Below are 14,273 nucleotides of genomic sequence, written 5' to 3' on the forward strand. Positions count from 1 at the left end.
CTCGTTACGATGGGCGCGGCAACGAATTCGCAAAGATTCGTGAAGCCAACGGTCAGGAATTCTTCATCTACGATGTCGAAGTCAAACTGCTCGGCCGGGTATTTCTTGTGCAGCAGCTCGGTCAGGTCGCCGCCGTCGTCGAGGATCATGTTGGCATCCCAAGGCGCGCCATCTTTGAGGATGGTTTGCTCCAGGCACCACTCGTACTCTTCTTCGGTCTCGCCTTTCCAGGCGTAAACCGCGATGCCGGCAGCGGCGATAGCAGCAGCGGCCTGGTCTTGAGTCGAGAAAATATTGCAGGACGACCAACGCACTTCGGCACCCAGGGCAACCAGGGTTTCGATCAGCACGGCAGTCTGAATGGTCATGTGGATGCAGCCGAGAATCTTCGCGCCCTTGAGCGGTTGCTCACCGGCGTACTTGCGGCGCAGACCCATCAGGGCTGGCATTTCGGATTCGGCGATGATGGTTTCGCGACGACCCCAGGCAGCCAGGGACATGTCGGCGACTTTGTAATCGGTAAAATCTGCAGGCGTGATGACAGCGCTCATGAAGAGCCTCCATTCGTAATGTATGCGAATGGGCGCCGTTGTGCGTTTAGTGTCGGGTCGATGACGACCTGGCAACGCCCCATCCGAGCCTGACAGGTTTGACCTGCTGCAGCGCCCCTCGGACAGGTGGCGGGAAAACGCTAGCATTGAAAAGCTACCGTTTTGAAACGGGGGCGATTATAGCGGGCTAATCTCATCTACTAAAGCGTTTCTGTCAGTCAATGTCCGAACGGTAATCGAGGCCATAGGCGATGCTTGATAGAGCTTAAGGAAGTGCTCTGCCATGATGCCCCCCATCATTCGGCAAGACGCTCAGGAGTGAACATGAACTTCCACACCCGCAAATGGGTAAAACCCGAAGACCTCAACCCCAACGGCACGCTGTTCGGCGGTAGCCTTCTGCGCTGGATCGACGAAGAAGCGGCGATTTATGCCATCGTCCAGCTCGGCAACCAGCGTGTGGTGACCAAGTACATTTCCGAAATCAACTTCGTCAGCGCCTCGCGCCAGGGCGACATCATCGAGCTGGGCATCACGGCCACCGAGTTCGGTCGGACCTCGATCACCCTGACCTGCGAAGTGCGCAACAAGATCACTCGCAAAAGCATTCTGACCGTCGAGAGAATGGTCTTCGTGAATCTGGGTGAAGACGGCTTGCCGGCGCCGCACGGCCGAACCGAGATCAAATACGTCAAAGACCAGTTTCAGGATGACGCTCTCAGCGAATGAGATCGGCGGTGCGCCCTTCGCGAGCAAGTCGAATCGTCGCACCGTCGCTCCCACAATGAATTTGTGAACGCCACAGATCCTGTGGGAGTGGGCTTGCTCGCGAAGGCGGTCGATCTTCGCCAGTGATTTAACTGACCAGTGAACAGCGCCGAGCCGAACGTGTCGTAGCTACATGACACACCACCGGTTCAGGAACGCTATGGACACGCAAAAAGACGGCAAGACCCCGAACCTCTCCGCGAAGGAGAAGCACGAGGTCGATAAAAGCCAGCCGCCACGCGCGGCGGTACTGCACGAAATCATCCGCACCCAGGGTGATCAGGAACTCGAACGCAGTGTGGCTGCTTTATGGTGGTCGGCACTGGCGGCTGGCCTGACCATGGGCCTGTCGCTGATGGCGATGGGGTTACTCAATTCCCGCCTGCCGGACGGCGAAGGTTTCAAAGTGATCGCCAGCTTCGGCTATTGCGCCGGGTTTCTCGCGGTGATCCTCGCCCGTCAGCAGTTGTTTACCGAAAACACCCTGACGGCTGTGCTGCCGGTCATGACCAAACCCACCCTGAACAACTTCGGTCGCTTGATACGGTTGTGGGCGGTGGTGTTGTTCGGCAACCTGTGCGGCACTTTGCTGGTGGCTTACGTCATGCTGCACCTGCCTATTTTCGACACCAAGACCGACCTGGCCTTCCTCGACATCGGGCGCAAGATCATGGAGAACGACGCCAGCCAGATGTTCGCCAAAGGCATTATTTCCGGCTGGATGATCGCCACCATGGTCTGGATGATTCCGTCCATGGAGAGCGCCAAGATGTGGATCATCATCCTCATCACCTACCTCATGGCGCTGGGGGACTTCACCCACATCGTGGTCGGTTCGGCCGAGGTGTCGTACCTGGTGTTTGCTGGCGAGTTGCCGTGGAAGGATTTCTGGCTGGTGTTCGCCGGGCCGACGCTGGCGGGCAACATCATCGGCGGCAGCTTTATCTTCGCGCTGATCAGCCATGCGCAGATTCGCAGTGAAAGCGGGCCGCCGAAGCAGGACGCCGATCAGCCGCCCGATCCGCGCAAGCTCAAAGAATAGTCAGCGGGGCTTGGCCTGCCACTGGGCGCAAGCTCGGGCCTTGCTGGGGCGTTGACTGCAAATAGGATGGATTCGCTCTTACTTGCGCGGCCTCAGACCTGATCTACACTGCAAAAGTTGCACGCACACGACGCAAAGCCATGCCAGACATGGCTTTGCGTCGTGTGCGGTGGCGTCGAAAGCACCTTCGGCAACGGACAGTCGGACTATGTGTGTAGTCCCGGGTCAAGCCATTGAAGGTTGCAATCATGCCCAGAGCTTTCAGCGTCCGCCCGTTTGCACTCTGCGTGAGTGCGGTTGCCCTTGCACTCGCCGGTTGCGCGACCCAGACCGCCAACGAGCCGGCCTCCCAGCCCCTGCGACAGAACCCCGAATTTTCCTACGACGCCAGCGGCGTGACCCACGCGACGCTGACGGCCGCCGAGCAGCAGGTCAATGTCGGGAACGAGCGTTATGTGTCGCTGGTGTTCAACGGTGATTACGATTCGCCGCTGATTCGCACGCGCCCCGGCGGAGTCATGGCGATTAGCCTGGACAACCGCATGGACGAGATCACCAACCTGCATTTCCATGGCATGACCGTGTCGCCGCTGGACGAAGGCGACAATATCTTTCGCATGACCCAGCCCCATGAAGTGGCGCAGTACAACGTCAAGTTGCCGAAGGATCACAGCCCCGGTGCCTACTGGTATCACAGCCATTTCCACGGCGGTTCGCAGCGTCAGGTGTCGGCCGGGATTGCCGGGCCGATTCTGGTCGACGGCATGCTCGACCCGTTCCCCGAGCTCAAGGGCATCAAGGAACAGGTGCTGGTGCTGCGCAATTTCCAGAAAACCCTGACCGGCAAGGTCGCCAGCGAAATCATCACCAGCGCCCCGTCGATCCGCACCATCAATGGTCAGGAAGTGCCGACCATCGACATCAAGCCCGGCGAAACCCAGCTGTGGCATTTCATCAACATCGCCGCCAACCAGTATTTCCGGATTCGCATCGACGGCCAGTCGATGCAGATCCTGTCGCGCGACGGCAACACCGTGACGCGTCGGGTGGACGATGATCAAGTGCTGATCGGCCCGTCGGCGCGCTTCAGTGTGTTGGTGGTCGGGCCGGCGGCGGGGACGCACGATATCGTGATGGAAGCCGCCAATACCGGACCGGCGGGCGATCAATACCCGGCGGCCAAATTGGCGATCCTGCGCTCCAGCGGCGAGCGCGTGGCGACCCGGCAGATCACCAGCGCCTACCCGCCCGCCGAGGATTTCAGCAAGGAGGCGGTGAACAAGACCCGGCAGTTCGTCTTCCAGGATTCGGCCACCGACCCCAATGCCTTTCTCATCAACGGCACCCGGTTTGAGCTGGACAAGGTCAACACCACGGTCAAGCTCGGTGATGTCGAAGAGTGGCGGCTGCTGAACCCGTCGCAGGAACTGCACCAGTTTCACATCCACCAGGTGGACTTTCAGGTCACCGAGATCAACGGCAAACCGGTGCCCTTCAGCGGCTACCGCGACAATGTGTTCATCCCGGCGACGGGCTCGATCACCGTGCGCATACCGTTTCGCGACCCGGTCATCCTCGGCAAGTTCGTCTACCACTGCCACATCCTCGAACACGAGGACGGCGGCATGATGCAGGCGATTCAGGTGGTCAAGCCCGAGGACTACGAGCAAGCGGTCAAGCTCGAACCGCTGGGTGGTATTTACGGTGAAAACAACCAGTTGTGCGCCTTCCTGCGCAACACCGGGCAAGACCCGAAAACGTCCAGCCCGCTGGTCAAGCCGCTGATCAAGTAAGGGGGCCACCATGAGCAATTATCGTTTGGCTGTTCTGTTGCTGGGATCGGTGTGTACCGCGCCGGCGGCGCTGGCCGATGACGGGCAATACCCGAACGTCGGCATGGATTACGACGCGACGTTTCAGTTCGACCATGTGCATGCCGACTCGCCCCAGGGTGGCAATCGCAACAGCTCGGATGCCTACCCGGACATCAACAGCACCTTCTATTTTCGTTTTACCCACGATCAGCAGATTCAACTGTCCACCGAGATCAACCCTATCGCCGGTCCGCAGCCTGGGCAGAAGCGTTTTTTCGAAGACGTGGGCCTGGTGATCAACGACCTCAACTATTACCAGAACAACGCCAACTCGGCGTTTATGGTCGGCAAGTATCACGTGCCCTTCGGGCGCGCGGCGGACCAGGCGCCGGGGCTCTACACCTCGGATTTCGTCAGCACCTACGACCTCGACGGCATGCTCGGCGGCACGGTGGCGTACCGGTTTTTCGATCAGCAACTGGGCATGATCGAACCCAATGTCAGCGTCTACACCGCTGACAACTCGTTCCTGGGCCGGCCTTATTTCCGCCATGGCGAAAAGCTGCAGCGTTCCGATGGCGGGCCTTCCAATACCGGCAAGCTCGACTCTTACGCACTGTCGGTGAACTGGCTGGCGATCCCGGCGATCCCGTTCCTGGAAATGCAGGTGGGCTACATGTTCAACGCCCAGGGCGAGGACGTGGTGCAAAGCGGTCCGCCGTCCGGTCCCGCCGCCGATGAAACCGTCAAAGTGGCCTCGGCCCGTTATGTCTGGGCCTTTGCGCCGAGCACAGACTTAGAGCCGACACTGGCCGGGCGTTATTTCGATATCGTGCCCTTCATCGAATTCGCCGACGTCGATAACGAAGACGCGATCCAGGGCAACGACACGCGCTACCTGACTACCTCGCTGACCTTCGATTTCGGTCAATGGGCGGTGGGCGCGACCCGCACCGACAAGCATCGCCAGTCGACGGTGGGCGCGGATCACCAGGACTACCTCAACGAGTTGAGCCTGACCTACAACATCACCGGCCAACTCAAGCTCGGGCTGTCGGCCGGCACCCAGAAAGAAGCCGGTCAGGTGTCTGACCTGGTGGGCCTGGCGCTGACGTATTCGGGAGGGTATTGAACGATGAAATGGCTAGTGGCGCTGCTGGTGCTGGGGCTGGCGGCCAGTACGACGGCGGCGACCCGCACGGACATCGGCGGGCCGTTCCAGTTGACCAATCAGAATGGCCAGCGGGTCACCGAGCGCAGTTTCGGTGAGCCGGTGTTGTTGTACTTCGGCTTCCTGACCTGCCCGGACATCTGCCCCACGGACCTGGCGAAAATGGCCCGCATCAGCCGCCAACTGCAACAGCAGCAAGGCCTCAAGGTGCAGCCGGTTTTCGTCACGGTCGACCCGGAGCGCGACACCCCGGAAAAACTCAAGACCTACGTCAATTACTTCGCCAGCAACTTCATCGGGCTGACCGGCTCGGCGCAAGACATCGTGCGCATCACCGACGCCTACCACGTGTATTACAAGAAAGTGCCCTACGGCGACAAACCCGGGCAATACATGATGGACCACTCGACCATTCTGTTTTTACTCGATAGCCAGGGCCGCTACCTCAAGCATTTCGGACGCGGAGCGGACGAAAAGGATATCGAGAAACAGGTGGTCACTGCGCTGGCGGATTCAACTGCGGCGCAGTGACACCGCGCCGTTGCAGGTAGATATAGAACAGCGCAGTCAACACGGTCAGGCCGCTGACGAGTGCGCCGGTCCACGGCAAGTCCGCCAGGTCCGCGCCGCTGGCAACCACCAACCCGCCGATCCACGCACCCGCCGCGTTGCCAAGGTTGAAGGCGCTCTGGTTCAGCGTCGAACCGAGGTTCGGCGCTTCATGGGCCTGATCGATGATCAGCAGTTGCAGGATCGGGCACAGGGCGAAGGCGAAAATCCCCCACAGCACCAGGGTAATTGCCGCTGGAATCACCGAATGACTGGTCTGGCTGAACGCCGCCAGCACCACCAGTACCGCCAGCGCCATGCCGACCAGTGAAGGCAGCAGACGACTGTCCGCCAGACGGCCGCCGAGCATGCTGCCGGCGGTCAATCCGACGCCGAACAACAGCAGCATCAGGGTCACGCCATGGGGGCTGACGCCGGTGATGTCCTGCAGGATCGGCGCGATGTAGGTGAACACGCTGAACAGACTGGTCGACGCCAGCACGCTCATGCCTAGCGCCAATAGCACGTTGACCTTGCCCAGCACTTTGAACTCGCTGGCAAGGTTGGCCTTGTCCATCGCGATGTCCTTCGGCAACCAGACCCACTGGGCAATGGCCGCGATCACACCAATCACCGACACCGCCCAGAACGTCGAGCGCCAGCCGGCGTATTGCCCGAGTGCCGTGCCCAACGGCACGCCGAGCACGTTGGCCAGGGTCAGGCCGGTGAACATCATGGCGATTGCCTGCGCCCGTTTGTTCGGCGCGACCAGGCCGGCGGCAACCACTGAACCAATGCCGAAGAACGCGCCATGACAGAGCGCGGTGACCACGCGCGCGGCCATCAGCGTGGCGTAATTGGGCGCCAGCGCACACAGCACGTTGCCGACAATGAACATCAGCGTCATGCCCAGCAGCGTGGCTTTGCGCGGCATGTTGGCGGTGCCGATCGCAAGGATCGGCGCGCCAAATACCACGCCCAGTGCGTAGCCGGTGATCAGCAGGCCGGCGTCGGGAATGCTCACGGCGAGGTCGCGGGCCACATCGGGCAGCAAGCCCATGATGACGAATTCAGTGGTGCCGATGCCGAAAGCGGCAACAGCGAGTGCAAACAAGGCGAGTGGCATGCGCAAGGTCTCTGTCGGTAGTCTTGACGCTGTGATCAGGCATACGCAGGCCGATGACCGTTCTCGAAGAGTGCGGGCGATGGCAGGAATTATTGGAATTAGTCTGTGCGCAACTGAGTGCGGCGTGGTCGCTTGCAGTATAAACAGCTGCTGACATATGGCGAATCAATTATCCATCCGCTCCCTAAGGGCGAGCGCTCAACAAAAAGGAGTGTGCCGTGCTTGCAACAGCGTTGGTGTTGGTGGCGGCGCTGTTGCACGCAGCGTGGAATACCCTGATCAAGTTCAGCGCCGAGCGGCTGCTGGTGGTGGCGTGCATGGACAGCGTGGCCCTGCTGTTTGTCGCGCTGATGCTGGCGTTCGTGAACGTGCCGCCGATAGACATCTGGCCGTGGATCCTCGCGTCGGCGGCGTTCGAGTTGCTCTATCGCTACCTGCTGATTCAGGCCTATCGGGTCGGCGATCTCGGTTTGGTCTATCCGCTGATGCGCGGGTTGTCGCCGTTGGTGGTGCTGGCCCTGACGCTGATCTTTGCCGGGGAAGTGCTGACCGATCAGCAGATCTTCGGCATTCTGCTGATCCCGTTCGGCATGCTCTGCCTGCTGTGGCAGGGCGGCGGCGGTGCACGGTTACCGTGGTCGATGCTGCCGGTGGTGGCGCTGATCGGCCTGTGCATCGGTTGCTACACCTTTATCGATGGACAGGCGTTGCGGCGCTGGTCGCATCCGCTGGATTACCTGGTCTGGGTCACGTTGCTCAGCGCCTGGCCGTTTCCTTTATTGGCGCTGGTGCGCAAGCGGCCGGCGTTCATGTTGTTCTGGCGCGAGCAATGGCGGCTGGGGCTCACGGTCGGATTTTGCGTGCTGTTCAGCTACGCTCTGGTGCTGTGGGCGATGCAGTTGGGTTCGATTGCCGAGGCGGCGGCGTTGCGTGAGATCAGCGTGATTCTGGTGGTGCTGTTCGGTATGCGTTACCTGAAAGAACCTTTCGGCCGGCCACGGCTCTTAGCCTGTGGGCTGGTGCTGATCGGCATGTTGGTGATGAAGTTTTGACTGGACCCCGAATTTCTAAAACTGAAAAAGGACTGCGTTATGACGGTTGCTCTGTGGTGCATTTTGATCGCGATCTTCCTGCCTTACATTTGCACGGGCGTTGCCAAGGCTACTGGCGGCTACGGTCTGAAGGACAACCATGACCCCCGGGACTTTCTCGAGTCTCTGAATGGTTTGGCCCGGCGCGCGCATGCGGCGCAACTGAACAGTTTTGAAGTGACTCCGGCGTTCGCGGCGGCGGTGCTCGTGGCGCATCTGGTGGGCACGGCGCAGTTGGTGACGGTCAATGTACTGGCGGTGCTGTTTATCACCAGTCGGCTGCTGTACATCATTTGCTACCTGGCGGACTGGGCGGTGTTGCGGTCGCTGGTGTGGTTTGTGGGGATGGGGTTGATTGTGAGTTTCTTTGTGGTGTCGGTCTGACAGAGCTTTGGTGATTTTGCTGACCTCTTCGTCGGAACGCCGCCCGGAGCAAGCCCGCTCCCACAGGGTTTGCGGTGTATACAAAATTAGTATTCACCGCAGTTCTACTGTGGGAGCGGGCTTGCTCGCGAAGAGGCGTTCCGACGGCGAAGCCAGATTCACGGATTGGCTTTAACCGCATCCGCCACCTGCGGCACTTGTGGCAGTGCCGCGCCTTTGGGCCACAGCATCCAGATTTGCCCTTGCTGCTTCATGTCCCCGGCCAGTTGCCCGGCCGCTTCGCCGGTGCCCCAGAACAAGTCCGCCCGAACTTCGCCGGCAATCGCGCCACCGGTGTCCTGTGCAGCGACCGGCCTTACCAATGCGGTGCCGTCCGGTTTGGTGGTCGATAGCCACAACAGACTGCCGAGCGGAATCACTTTGCGATCCACTGCCGCGCTGTAGCCGGCGGTCAACGGTACGTTCAGCGAGCCGCGAGGACCTTCGTTGCTGTCCGGGTTGCGGGTGAAAAACACATAGCTCGGGTTGCTGCCCAGCAGTTCCGGAATGCGCGTCGGGTTGGCCTTGGCCCACTTGCTGATCGCGCCCATGGTCACGTCTTCTTTCTTCAGTTCTCCCTGCTCGACCAGCCAGCGGCCAATCGGCCGATACGGATGGCCATTCTGGTCGGCGTAAGCGATGCGCAACTGGCGACCATCGTCGAGCTGAACACGGCCCGAACCCTGGATTTGCAGGAATTGCAGGTTCATCGGGTCGGTCAGCCAGGCCACAACGGGGGCCTTGACCCCTTTGGTTTCAATGGTCGCCGCATCGTCGTAAGGCTTGAGCACGCGCCCTTCGAGGCGCCCGCGCAGGCGTTTGCCCTTGAGCTCGGGGTAAATGCTGTCCAGCGAGACAATGATCATGTCGTCGGGGACGCCGTACACCGGAATATTGGCGGCGGTGGTTGGGGTCAGGCTGCCGGGGTAGACCGGCTCGTAATAGCCGGTGATCAAACCGTTGGGGTTGTCATTGGCGGCACGCAGGCCGTAGACGTCGAGGTTCTGTTTGAGAAAACCGCGAATGCCATCGGCGGTTTGCGGCACATTGGCCGCCGCCGCGCAGGTCGCCCCCCAGACCGGGTCAGCCTTGAGTCGGGTGCAGGCGCTGCGCCACGAACCGAAACCGGCGACGAGGTCGCTGTCGGACACGGCTGGCAGTGCTTCCCATGTGGCGCTGGAGTAAGTCGCCAATGCATGGGTTTTCGGTGGGGTATTTTCGCCGCCGGTGCAGCCAGCGAGCACGGCCACCATCGGAAGGGTCCAGGCCAGGCGCGGGCGCCATGCCTTGAAACGGCTGTTCATGGAGTAATTCCTTTGCCGGTCGCCTGAGTGCTCCATGCGCTCAAACAACCCGTATTGATAATAGGGCTATTGGTCTTTGTCGATGACGCGAGGATACTGGCCGCCGTTCCCGTGACCTGAAGCCACCATGACTCTTAAAAGACTTTCTGTTGTATTGCTGGCCTGCCTGACGTTGTCTGCGTGCGGCGGTGTCGACCCGAATTCGCCACTGGGTCAACGCAAGGCGATCTTCAAGCAGATGCTCAAGACCGGCGAAGACCTGGGCGGCATGTTGCGCGGCCGCATCCCGTTTGACGGCCCGAAATTCGCCGAAGGCGCCGAAAAACTTGACGCCTTGTCCCATGAGCCGTGGAAGCATTTCCCGCAGGTGCGCGAAGAAGATCACACCAGCGCCAAGGACAATGTGTGGCAGCAGCAGGCACGTTTCCAGGAAATGGCCCGCAACCTTGAGGCCGCCACCGGTGAATTGGTGATCGCCAGCAAGGTCCAGCCTTACAAGGCCAGCAATCTCGGGCCAGCGGTGCAGAAGGTCGAAGATGCCTGCAGTGCGTGCCATAAGCAGTTTCGCGATCATTGATTTGCCGTGTTCCGGCTGACGCCATCGCGAGCAAGCTCGCTCCCACAGGGCGATGCGATCAACTGTGGGAGCGAGCTTGCGCGCGATGGTCGCGTGAAGCCGGACTCGAATCTCAAGTCTTTACCCCTGCTTATTTATCCAATTCATCCAGCGCGTCCTGCAATTCCTTGCGGGATTCGGCAAGTTTGTCTTTGCGCTTGTTGATCTTGTCGGGGTCGCCTTTCTTCATGGCCTTGTCGAGATCGGCCTGACGCTTGCTGACTTCATGCTTGGCATCCAGCACCTTGTTTTCGCGCTCCTTCTTTAACGAAGCATCGGTGCAATGCGCGGTGACTTCGTTCAAGGCTGTTTCGAGGCCAGCTTGTTGATCGGCGTTGCCGTGGGATTTGGCCAGTTCGATCTGATTGATGATGCCCTGTTTCTTGGCGGCGCAACCGGTCAGCCCCGGGGCTTCTTCGGCGGCCATCAGGGGCGCGGCCATCACGCTGCAAAGGGTCAACAGGGCGAGCGGTGAAAGAAATTTCATAAAAGCTCCAGGTGCTAGGGCAATCGTGTCGATGTAGCGATGGGCGTTTGAGCCTGTCTGCCCCTATGGGTTCCCAGGCCAGCGGTGTCACCGGCATTTAAAAGCCTTCAATCCCGGCAGCACGTAATGTTTCGCTCAGGGCCAGGACCTGCGGGTCGCGAAAAAAGGCGCTCAACTGCGCCGCGCGTCCGGGGCCAATGCCGGCTTCAGCCTGCCATTGTTCAGTGGTGCGTTGCGCCAGTGGCTGCCAGGAATCACCCAGCTGTGCCTGGCCAGTCGGCGGCAACCCCAGCGCTTTTAACCAGCGACTGAAAGGGCGTTGGCGGGCGCTGTTGAAACTGTTTGCCAGACGAGCACTGCGGCGTTCGCCAAAGCCGCGAATGGTAGCAAGCTCTTGGGCATCGAAGGTCAACCAATCCAGCAGCCCATTCAGGCGGCCTGTTTCTAAAAGTTTCTCCCATGTGCCAGGACCGACATGTGGCAAGGCTAGCCCGTGTTTGCCGCTGAGCCAGCTCAATCTAGCGAGAAATTGGCGTTCGCAGCCCGGCGTCGTCGGCTGCCAACAGCTCAAATGATGAAAGTCGGCCGCCATGGGCACGTTCAAATCGGCGCGTTCCGTGGCACGCAGGACGACGTTGTCGAGTCGTGGGATGGTCAGCCCCGCAAGGCTGATGGACACCTGATCGCCGGGGCGGATATCCAGCTCCTCCCAGCGTCGCAGGGAGCTGACGCTGACACGCTTGATCTGCCGGTCATCGAGCGTCACCGGCGTCAGCTCCAGCACCGGTGTGATCCGTCCGGTTCGTCCAATCTTGAAGTCGACGGTTCGTACCTCGGCCAGCGCTTGAGCAAAAGGGTATTTCCAGGCGACGGCCCAGTAAGGTGTTTTCGCGCTCCAGCGCTCGCCTGAAGGACGCTCGCTCTGGCGAAGGACAACGCCGTCGCTGGCAAAGGGCAGCGGCGAGCGATACCAGTGATTGCGCCAATGTTCGGCATCGGCCAAGGTCTGGATCGGTTGGCTGTACGGCGCCGTGTCTGGTAAACCCAGCTTATCCAGCGCAGCGAGACGATCAGGCAGACTGGCCGGGCCTTGCGGCCAGTCCCAGATAAACAGTCCGATACCGGCGGCTTGCTCGGGGGCGAGTGACTTGCGGGCCATCAGCCCGGCGACCGCAGAGCGCGCATTGACCCCGCCGGCGCGGGCTTGCACATGGTCTGTCAGGCGCCAATAGAGTTCGCCCTGCACCAGCACGTCCACCGGTTGCGTCAGTTGCCCGGGGATGGCGGGAATCAACTGCGCCGAAGCAGTCCAGTCCTGCCCGTTCACGCCGTCACCGCGACTGATGGCTTGATGCAGAGAGCCGCGCCGATAAATCAGCGTCACGGCCACGCCGTCGACCTTGGGTTGTACCCAGACGTCCGTGCGATCACGCAGCCAGCCTTCGACAGCCCGAGCGTCGCGCAATTTTTCCAGGCCGGTGTGGGCGATGGGATGGGCAACCTTGCCGCCGGCCGTTCGCAATGGCTCGGGTGGCAATGGCAGGTCGAAACACTGCCGCCACCGGATCAATTGCGCACCGGACTGATCGTAGATGTCGTCGGCGACCAACGAGCGACCGTCGCGGTGATAGCTGTCGTCCCAGAGGTCGATCTGTTTTTGCAGGGCGGTGATTTCGTCCAGGGCGCGGGCGGGCGGCCAGTCAGGGCAGTCGGCGGCGTTTGAACTCAGGCAGGTGAAGGTCAGGAACAAAACACACAACAGGCGCAGCAGCATCGTGAGCGTCCTTGCTCAAGTGGAATGCTTGAAGGCTAGTCTGTATTTGCGGGCGGACAGGGCGGGTGTTTTGCCTGGTGTTGCAGGGTGACTCGGCTGGCCTCATCGCGAGCAGGCTCGCACCCACATTTGACCGTTTTCCCTCGTGGGAGCGGGCTTGCTCGCGAAGGCCGCGCCACCGTCCCGCGCGCCAGCCAATAAAAAGCCCCGCACGGCGAACCGTGCAGGGCTTTTGGTACCGCCGGGGAAGTCTTACAGGCCGGCAGCCAGACGCAGGTCGTCGGCGCGGTCGGTTTTTTCCCAGGTGAAGGTGGTGAAAGTGTCTTCGCCCACAGTCTTGGTTTGCGGGGTGCGACCGAAGTGGCCGTACGCTGCAGTTTCCTGGTACATCGGGTGCAGCAGGTCGAGCATGGTGGTGATTGCGTACGGACGCAGGTCGAAGATTTCGCGAACCAGTTTGACGATTTTGTCGTCGCTGATTTTGCCGGTGCCGAAGGTGTTCAACGAGATCGACGTAGGCTGGGCAACACCGATCGCGTAGGAAACCTGGATCTCGCAACGCTCGGCCAGGCCGGCGGCAACGATGTTCTTGGCCACGTAACGACCGGCGTAGGCGGCCGAACGGTCAACCTTCGATGGATCTTTACCGGAGAACGCGCCGCCGCCGTGACGGGCCATGCCGCCGTAGCTGTCGACGATGATCTTGCGACCGGTCAGGCCGCAGTCGCCAACCGGGCCGCCGATGATGAACTGGCCGGTCGGGTTGATGTGGAACTGGGTGTCTTTGGTCAGCAGTTCGGCAGGCAGCACGTGCTTGACGATCAGCTCCATCACGCCTTCGCGCAGGTCTTTGTACGACACTTCAGGGTTGTGCTGGGTCGACAATACAACGGCGTCGATACCGACAACCTTGCCGCCTTCGTAACGGCAAGTCACTTGCGACTTGGCGTCCGGGCGCAGCCAAGGCAGCAGGCCGGATTTACGGGCTTCGGCTTGCCTTTGCACAAGCTGGTGCGAGAACGTGATCGGTGCCGGCATCAGCACGTCGGTTTCGTTGCTGGCGTAGCCGAACATCAGGCCCTGGTCGCCGGCGCCCTGATCTTCAGGCTTGGCACGGTCGACACCCTGGTTGATGTCAGGGGACTGCTTGCCGATGATGTTCATCACGCCGCAGGTGGCGCCGTCGAAGCCGACGTCGGAGCTGTTGTAGCCGATGTCCAGAATGACGTTACGGACGATTTCTTCCAGGTCGACCCAGGCCGACGTGGTGACTTCACCAGCAATGATTGCCACGCCGGTCTTGACCAGCGTCTCGCACGCCACACGGGCGAACTTGTCTTCAGCAATGATGGCGTCCAGCACCGCATCGGAAATCTGGTCGGCGATTTTATCCGGATGCCCTTCGGACACGGACTCGGAGGTGAAGAGGGAGTATTCGCTCATCTCGATTTTTTCCTGAATTTACCTTGCGTCCGCCGCAGAAATCTTCGAGGTCGGTTTCAATCATTTCTTCCGTGCCCGCGACGAAAGTCACGGCGGCGATCTGGTGTTTTATCA

14 protein-coding genes and 1 riboswitch are annotated in these 14,273 nt (G+C 60.6%); of the genes, 8 read left to right on the top strand and 6 right to left on the bottom strand.

The window, feature by feature from the left end; all coding sequences use genetic code 11:
* Positions 1 to 551: adenosylhomocysteinase (locus ACQKP4_RS26060; RefSeq protein ID WP_427636801.1), on the bottom strand; the 551-nt coding region annotated here is incomplete at its 3' end.
* Positions 552 to 574: 23 nt separating this feature from the next.
* Positions 575 to 677, bottom strand: a riboswitch (S-adenosyl-L-homocysteine riboswitch).
* Positions 678 to 875: 198 nt separating this feature from the next.
* Between ACQKP4_RS26060 and ACQKP4_RS26065 the strand changes: the two genes are divergently transcribed.
* From ACQKP4_RS26065 to ACQKP4_RS26085, 5 genes are all read left to right on the top strand, one after another.
* Complete coding sequence (locus ACQKP4_RS26065) at positions 876 to 1,280, top strand: acyl-CoA thioesterase (RefSeq protein WP_427636803.1); 405 nt, start codon at positions 876 to 878, stop codon at positions 1,278 to 1,280.
* 199 nt (positions 1,281 to 1,479) lie between these two features.
* Entirely contained in the window at positions 1,480 to 2,361 is an 882-nt protein-coding gene (locus ACQKP4_RS26070; RefSeq protein WP_427636804.1) for a formate/nitrite transporter family protein, read from the top strand.
* 248 nt (positions 2,362 to 2,609) lie between these two features.
* Positions 2,610 to 4,154, top strand: a complete 1,545-nt coding sequence (locus tag ACQKP4_RS26075; protein ID WP_427636806.1) for a multicopper oxidase family protein — start codon at positions 2,610 to 2,612, stop codon at positions 4,152 to 4,154.
* A 10-nt stretch (positions 4,155 to 4,164) separates the two neighbouring features.
* Entirely contained in the window at positions 4,165 to 5,307 is a 1,143-nt protein-coding gene (locus ACQKP4_RS26080; protein WP_427636808.1) for a hypothetical protein, read from the top strand.
* Positions 5,308 to 5,310: 3 nt separating this feature from the next.
* A complete protein-coding gene (locus ACQKP4_RS26085) occupies positions 5,311 to 5,877 on the top strand; it encodes an SCO family protein (protein ID WP_427636810.1) in 567 nt (188 codons plus the stop codon).
* On the opposite strand, the gene ACQKP4_RS26090 is transcribed toward ACQKP4_RS26085, so the two are convergent.
* Positions 5,843 to 7,021 carry an MFS transporter gene (locus ACQKP4_RS26090; protein ID WP_427636812.1) on the bottom strand — a complete coding sequence of 393 codons (1,179 nt, stop codon included), beginning with the start codon at positions 7,019 to 7,021 and terminating at the stop codon, positions 5,843 to 5,845. The two genes, ACQKP4_RS26085 and ACQKP4_RS26090, sit on opposite strands and share 35 nt — an antisense overlap.
* A 218-nt stretch (positions 7,022 to 7,239) precedes the next feature.
* Here ACQKP4_RS26090 and ACQKP4_RS26095 point away from each other — a divergent pair, with 218 nt between their 5' ends.
* Entirely contained in the window at positions 7,240 to 8,073 is an 834-nt protein-coding gene (locus ACQKP4_RS26095) for an EamA family transporter (RefSeq protein WP_427636813.1), read from the top strand.
* A 39-nt stretch (positions 8,074 to 8,112) separates the two neighbouring features.
* Entirely contained in the window at positions 8,113 to 8,496 is a 384-nt protein-coding gene (locus tag ACQKP4_RS26100) for an MAPEG family protein (protein ID WP_427636815.1), read from the top strand.
* 158 nt (positions 8,497 to 8,654) lie between these two features.
* Here ACQKP4_RS26100 and mltA read toward each other — a convergent pair whose 3' ends face one another.
* Positions 8,655 to 9,839, bottom strand: coding sequence for a murein transglycosylase A (gene mltA / locus ACQKP4_RS26105; protein ID WP_427636817.1), 1,185 nt, complete (start codon positions 9,837 to 9,839; stop codon positions 8,655 to 8,657).
* A gap of 127 nt (positions 9,840 to 9,966) precedes the next feature.
* Here mltA and ACQKP4_RS26110 point away from each other — a divergent pair, with 127 nt between their 5' ends.
* Positions 9,967 to 10,416: a c-type cytochrome gene (locus tag ACQKP4_RS26110; RefSeq protein WP_427636819.1), complete on the top strand. Its 450-nt coding sequence runs from the start codon at positions 9,967 to 9,969 to the stop codon at positions 10,414 to 10,416.
* Positions 10,417 to 10,546: 130 nt separating this feature from the next.
* Here the strand turns inward: ACQKP4_RS26110 and ACQKP4_RS26115 are convergent, their stop codons facing one another.
* From ACQKP4_RS26115 to metK, 3 genes are all read right to left on the bottom strand, one after another.
* A complete protein-coding gene (locus ACQKP4_RS26115; RefSeq protein WP_427636821.1) occupies positions 10,547 to 10,942 on the bottom strand; it encodes a DUF1090 domain-containing protein in 396 nt (131 codons plus the stop codon).
* Positions 10,943 to 11,039: 97 nt separating this feature from the next.
* Positions 11,040 to 12,716, bottom strand: a complete 1,677-nt coding sequence (gene ligB / locus ACQKP4_RS26120; protein WP_427636823.1) for an NAD-dependent DNA ligase LigB — start codon at positions 12,714 to 12,716, stop codon at positions 11,040 to 11,042.
* Between the two features lie 252 nt (positions 12,717 to 12,968).
* Positions 12,969 to 14,159, bottom strand: coding sequence for a methionine adenosyltransferase (gene metK, locus ACQKP4_RS26125; RefSeq protein ID WP_427636825.1), 1,191 nt, complete (start codon positions 14,157 to 14,159; stop codon positions 12,969 to 12,971).
* Positions 14,160 to 14,273: the final 114 nt, after the last annotated feature.

The organism is Pseudomonas sp. NPDC086278, from assembly GCF_050280905.1.
Classification (GTDB): Bacteria; Pseudomonadota; Gammaproteobacteria; order Pseudomonadales; family Pseudomonadaceae; genus Aquipseudomonas.